Here is a 6,287-nt window from a genome sequence, read left to right as displayed (position 1 = left end):
AATGCGCCAATCTTAAAATTATCAAAGGAGCCAACAATAAATGTAAGCTATTGTTACCTACCGTTTATATTGTTTGATATTCCACGAAATACAATTTAGCACTCCGCCATTATTAGCTATTGCATTACTATTAATCGGACTGATTTTTTGCCCAGAAAATAATTGTTCAAACTGTCGCAGAACTATATCATCGTCTTTGAAGCCAAATGTTGGAACAATTATATTTTCCTCCATTTGTAAATAGTTTATGTAATCACCATTTGCTTGAATATTACTTTTGTTATGATGAACAGTATAAGGTATTTTGATATAATCAAGTCCAGTATTGTGAATTGCTGCTTCAAAAGCTCTCTGAAACCATTCTTTCTCTAGTCGATAATCATTAATTACAATTGTATTGTCATCTATAAATCGAACCATACCATCTGAATGGCCTGTAAAGTCATTTGGTTGTTCAGGAACAAAATACAGTTTATCAATCTCCAAAAGTTCGTACAATTCTTTTATCAATTGTTTGCGTTCATAGGTAGGATTATCAATAAAAATACGATCAGTCATTATAACCTTATTAGTCGTTCTTACGATGTTACCTCCGTCAATAATAATATTGGACTTAAACGTATCTATATTAATGTCCGAACAAATTGCATCAACATCAGAGATTGTTTTGATATGTGATTTGTATTTAGTTAAATATGGAGGTTGATATAAGAAGCGAATAAACTTATTTAGCTCTGTTTGAATAGGCATATAATCAACCGCCCAAACATCCTTTGTATTTGGTAGCAATGCAAAATCTATTTTGCATTCTGCTAATAGATTTTCAAAACGCTTATAAAAGTCTGGATACTTTTGTGGTAAAGTATCAGCCAGATATAGGAAATTAGTTTGATTGTCTTCTATCATTATTTAACCTTTGCTTCCAAATCGTTTTGAATACTTTACCAACTTCCAAAAACTCTTCTTCGGTAAATGTATCAGTCTTTGCATTATTGCACCAATAACAAGCGAATACAATATTTTTGAAATTATCATATTCCATGTTAGGCTCTTTTCTATCAAGTTCTAGTTTTCTACCTCTTGTTGAAAGTCTTTTTGTAGTCAATCGTTCGCTATCAATAAGTAGTTTTATCTGTGTTTCTGTAATATCACAATAATAGCACTTAGGTTCATGTGATAAATACCAAGTATAAAATTCGGAAAATGGCATTGTTATTTTTTTCCTTGTCCATAAAGTTCTTATAGTTGCAATTGCAATTCTATCTGCTTTTAATTCGTCATACCAAATTGTTAAAGTTTCTTTAGGCAATTTCAGTTTTTCAGATATTTCTTTAAAAGTTAATTGCTCTACAATACAGAGATTCAAAAAGTCTTTTTGTTGTTCAGTCATTGTCTTTGATTGTGTATTGTCTTAAAATGGTAGGTAACTAGTTCATACAAGCACCCTATTACTTGTATCCACCCAAATTGGCATGATACCAGCAAGTCTATTGCTTGTATATTTCATTTACTTTGTACTTATCCGTTTCATTATCCAGATATATCCGGTTATAATCGGATACGGAATTTTGAATTTTATAATTATAAAAAAATTAAAAACATTCAAAAAAACGAGCTAAGGCCTAAATATCTGAACTTTCGGCCAATAAACAAGCGATGTTTAAAACAAAAAAACGCCGCTAGGTAATTCTACCGATACGGGTTAACATACAAATCATCCACAATTCGTTCAGTACACTCCCACCCTAAATTTCCATTTTAAGTATGGGGGTAGTATGGATATAATATGAGGGAAGTATGAAGGTGGTATGAGGATAGTATGAACATAGTATCAACCATGTATGCATATAGCATGGTATTAGGCAGACATTCGTATGGGATACGTACCAGTCACGTATGAAAGATGCATTGAGGAGGTTTTCTTTTATCATTCGTTCTACATGAACAAACTCCCCTCACAAACAAACAGTCGTCGCACCACAAAAAATTGGTCTGACGAATGTTAAAATTTTACGGAATATTTCTTCCGTTTGGAATTTGTTATTTGGAATTTCTAGCAGGATCTATCGCATTAAGTCGAATGCTAAGCCCATTAAATGGTAGTGTAAACCAGTTGTTGGTGGTCGGCGTACATATTCGTTTTCTATTTTAATAGTTCCTCTGGCCGAAACACCAACAAAAGCGTAGGAGAATATTCACTCCGTTTGGAATTTGTTTTTTGGTATTTGTAATTTCTACTGAAACAATCGCATTAAGAAGAATGCTTAGACCATTAAATGGTAGCGTAAATCATTTGTTGGTGGACGGCGTAAACTTTCGTTTTCTATTTTAATAGTTCCTCTGGCCGAAACACCAACAAAAGCGTAGTTATTTGTTATTTGGAATTTCTACTGAAAAAAGCTTCAAAGACTGCAAAAATAAAAGACACAAGTCCCGCTGCGCCAAGTATGCGCCAGAGAACCCATTAAATGGTAGCGGAAACCATTTGTTGGTGGACGGCGTAAATATTCGTTTTCTATTTTAATAGTTTCACTGGCCGAAACACCAACAAAAGCGTAGAGGATAGGATATTCCCTCCGTTTGGAATTTGTTTTTTGTTATTTGGAATTTCTACTGGAATCTATCGCATTAAGACGAATGCTAACTGCATTCTTATGTGCATCCAACATCTCGGCTGCTGCCATCACTTCGATCACAGGACCAATAGCTTGCAAGCCTTCTTTGCTTATTTTTTGGAACGTTACCTTGCGTACAAAGGAGTCTAAAGACACGCCTGCGTAAGCTGTAGCGTATCCATTTGTAGGTAGCGTGTGATTGGTACCCGATGCGTAATCGCCAGCTGATTCGGGCGTGTAGGGGCCAATAAACACAGAACCTGCATTTATAACTTTCGCTACTAAGCTATCTAAATCTTCTACTTGTAAAATCAAATGTTCGGGCGCATACAGATTGATCATCTCCATGGCTTCGTTCATGTCTTTTACTAAAAATGCTTTGCTGTTATCGAGTGCTTTTTCGGCAAAATCTTTACGAGATAATTTCGCTAATTGAGCCGTCACTTCTACTTGTACCCGATTGATTAAGTCTGCACTATCACTCATCAACACCACTTGACTGTCGATACCGTGTTCTGCTTGCGATAATAAGTCAGCTGCAACAAATGCTGCATTCGCATGTTTATCTGCTACCACAGCAACCTCCGACGGACCAGCAGGCATATCAATTGCCACGCCATATTTTGTAACCAATTGTTTGGCAGTCGTTACATATTGATTCCCTGGACCAAATATTTTATATACTTTCGGCACCGAAGCGGTACCAAATGCCATGGCCGCGATGCCTTGCGCACCACCCGCTTTCACAATGGTTTTGATGCCTAATAAATTGGCTGTATATAAAATGGCAGGATGAATCTTTCCTTCTTTATTTGGGGGCGTACACAAGACCAATTGGCTGCAACCCGCAATGGTAGCAGGTACACCCAACATCAAAATGGTAGAAAACAAAGGAGCCGTTCCACCCGGAATATACAAACCTACTTTTTCAATCGGCAAGCTTTTTCTCCAACAATGCACACCCGGCATGGTCTCCACATGAATCTCTGTTTCTTTCTGTGCCGTATGAAATTTCTCAATATTATTTTTCGCAACTAAAATAGCCGCTTTCAATTCCTCCGAAACCAAACCCTGCGCTTCAGCAATTTCCGCATCCGTCGCTAACAAAGAATCAGGCGCAGCACCATCAAACTTGAATGCAAAATCCATCAAGGCAGCATCACCACGCTCTTGCACTTCTTTCAAAATAGCAAGCACACGTCCCTCCAACTCCACCGCTTCCATTACAGGGCGTTTGAGAAGGCTTGACCAATCGGATGTTGCGGGGTATTTGTAGACGTTCATGTTTTTAGTACTGAGTATAGAGTACTAAGTACAGAGTACTTAGTACTAAAATGCTTGATGATGATTTGTTATTTATTTTTACAATGGTCTGTAAACAAAGAGTACGGAGTATAAAGTCTTCATATACTTTGTACTCCGTACTTAGTACTTTATACTTATTTCCTCTCTGGCGCCAGTCTTAGCGAAGCGGGACTGATGTATGTTATTTTTGCAGTCTTTGACTGCTTTTTTTTGCAAATAAAATGTAGTCAAAGACTACGGAATGATAGACACCCGTCTGAAGACTGGCGCTAGTTTTGTACCAGTTGTGTTCAGAGTACAAAGTATAAAGTCTTCACTTACTTTGTACTTCGTACTCTATACTTAGTACTTTTTATTTTTTACTGACCACTGACCACTGACCACTTAAAACTTATTTCACTATTTTCTCAATCGGCAGCACCACAATACCTTCTGCTCCTGCTTCTTTCAACTTGCTTAATATCTCCCAGAAATCACTTTCTTTCACGACAGAGTGTAATGAGCTCCAGCCTTTTTCTGCGAGTGGCATAACTGTTGGACTTTTAACACCAGGCAATAAATTCGTAACCGTTTTAATTGCATGGTCTGGCACGTTCAACATGATGTATTTTGTTTTCTCTGCATTTTTAACAGCAGAGATACGGAACATCAATTCATCTAAGATCGCTTGTTTCTCTGGGCTTAACTGCGGACAAGCCGCCAATATTGCTTGAGAGCGGAATACAATTTCCGTTTCCTTTAAACCATTACTGATTAATGTACTGCCTGAACTTACGATATCGCAAATGGCATCTGCCAAGCCAATGCCTGGTGCAATTTCAACCGATCCAGAAATTTCGTGAATACTTGCTTTGATGTTATTTTCAAACAAATAATCCGACAAAATGTTTGGATACGATGTTGCAATACGCATACCGTTCAAGGCTTCTTTACTCGTAAATTCCATTGCTTTGGGAACACCAATAGACAAACGACAGGTAGAGAAACCCAATTGACGAACAACCGTTAACTTTTTGCGTGTTTCAACCGCAACGTTTTCGCCCACGATACCAATATCTGCTACTCCATCGGCAACGTAGCCCGGAATATCATCGTCTCTTAAAAATAAAACTTCTAATGGAAAATTATGTGCAACTGATTTAAGGGTGCCTCCACCGCTACTGAATTCGATACCACACTCTTTGATTAATTTGATTGATTCTTCACTCAATCTTCCCGACTTCTGGATTGCCAGACGTAAAACAGTTGACATAGTTTTTGATTATCTTTGAAATACGAACAAATATCGCATAATTCTGTTTATTAATAAAGTAAAAAAGCACTTAATCCCTTGCCTCTACTTCAATCAACGTATAAACGTCCGGTGTTTTTATTCAATAAACACCTTGAAACCATCTACCCAGCTTTATTCAGACCTGACGCTCAGGTAGTCGCAGAAAAAGAACGACTAGAATTACCCGATGGTGATTTTTTGGATTTGGATTGGTACAGACAAGGATCAGACAAACTATTTATTCTTTCTCATGGTCTTGAAGGAAGTTCTCAAAGTACCTACATCCGTTGGATGTGCAAACGCTTGCTGGCTGAGGGTTGGGACGTGCTGGCCTGGAACTTCAGAGGCTGTAGCGATACACCAAATCGTTTAATGCGTTTTTATCACAGCGGTGAATCCAACGATTTGAGATTGCTGTTGAATTTGGCTGTTTACCCAACAAGTTATCAACAGTTCTTCCTAATTGGCTTCAGTATGGGTGGAAATATTACCTTAAAGTATTTGGGGGAACAAGAAAAAGACTTGGATGCGCGACTGCGTTGTGCGGTTACTTATTCGGTGCCCTGTGACTTGGCAAGCGGTGCCGAATTGTTAGCAGAATGGCAAAGCAGCGTTTACATGCGCCGATTCATGAAATCGTTGAAAGAAAAAATACGAGAGAAGTCCACACGTTATCCACAGTTATCCACCAAAGAACTCGGAGATATCCACACATTCAAAACCTTCGATGAAGTCTATACCGCTCCATTACATGGCTTTGCAAGTGCAAAAGAATATTGGCGTTTAAATAGTAGTTTGTCTTTTATACCCGCTATAACATTGCCTACGCTATTCATTTCCGCTGCAAACGATCCTTTTCTCACTCCTGCGTGTTATCCGATAGCAGCGGGTAAATCGATGACAAACTTCTTTCTAGAAATTCCAAGCCATGGAGGTCATTGTGGATTTTCACAATTTAATTCTACAGGTTTTTATTGGTCGGAAGACAGATGCATTGAATTTATTCAACAATATCTCTAACTTGCATCTATATGTGTGGTCGTTTTTCAATAGCAAAAAGTAAAGAAGAAATCGCAAAGCGTTTCAATGTAGGT

At 37.8% G+C, this 6,287-nt stretch carries 5 protein-coding genes; 1 reads left to right on the top strand and 4 read right to left on the bottom strand.

Annotation, left to right across the window (positions count from 1 at the left end):
* Positions 1–57 precede the first annotated feature (57 nt).
* The 4 genes from Q0543_RS02420 to hisG all read right to left on the bottom strand — a co-directional run bounded on the left by Q0543_RS02420 (position 58) and on the right by hisG (position 5,172).
* On the bottom strand, positions 58–906 hold the full coding sequence (locus Q0543_RS02420) for an agmatine deiminase family protein (protein ID WP_299248611.1): 849 nt from the start codon (positions 904–906) through the stop codon (positions 58–60).
* Positions 884–1,390 carry a hypothetical protein gene (locus Q0543_RS02415; RefSeq protein WP_299248608.1) on the bottom strand — a complete coding sequence of 169 codons (507 nt, stop codon included), beginning with the start codon at positions 1,388–1,390 and terminating at the stop codon, positions 884–886. The genes Q0543_RS02420 and Q0543_RS02415 overlap by 23 nt, the downstream gene beginning before the upstream one ends.
* 1,207 nt (positions 1,391–2,597) lie before the next feature.
* Entirely contained in the window at positions 2,598–3,899 is a 1,302-nt protein-coding gene (hisD, locus tag Q0543_RS02410; protein WP_299248605.1) for a histidinol dehydrogenase, read from the bottom strand.
* A gap of 412 nt (positions 3,900–4,311) precedes the next feature.
* Positions 4,312–5,172 (bottom strand): ATP phosphoribosyltransferase, encoded by an 861-nt coding sequence (gene hisG / locus Q0543_RS02405; RefSeq protein ID WP_299248602.1) that lies wholly within the window; start codon positions 5,170–5,172, stop codon positions 4,312–4,314.
* 78 nt (positions 5,173–5,250) lie between these two features.
* On the opposite strand from hisG, the gene Q0543_RS02400 reads away from it, so the two are divergent.
* Complete coding sequence (locus Q0543_RS02400; RefSeq protein WP_299248599.1) at positions 5,251–6,213, top strand: alpha/beta fold hydrolase; 963 nt, start codon at positions 5,251–5,253, stop codon at positions 6,211–6,213.
* The last annotated feature ends 74 nt before the right edge of the window (positions 6,214–6,287 follow it).

Source organism: uncultured Cytophaga sp. (assembly GCF_937863595.1).
Taxonomy (GTDB): domain Bacteria; phylum Bacteroidota; class Bacteroidia; order Cytophagales; family Cytophagaceae; genus Cytophaga.
The sequence above is the reverse complement of the archived record's forward strand: the minus strand, read 5'-3'. Positions and strand labels throughout refer to the sequence as shown.

Coding starts and splice junctions, on each gene's coding strand:
- Q0543_RS02420 (WP_299248611.1), bottom strand. CDS start 906: ATGATAGAAGACAATCAAACTAATTTCCTATATCTGGCTGATACTTTA.
- Q0543_RS02415 (WP_299248608.1), bottom strand. CDS start 1,390: ATGACTGAACAACAAAAAGACTTTTTGAATCTCTGTATTGTAGAGCAA.
- hisD (WP_299248605.1), bottom strand. CDS start 3,899: ATGAACGTCTACAAATACCCCGCAACATCCGATTGGTCAAGCCTTCTC.
- hisG (WP_299248602.1), bottom strand. CDS start 5,172: ATGTCAACTGTTTTACGTCTGGCAATCCAGAAGTCGGGAAGATTGAGT.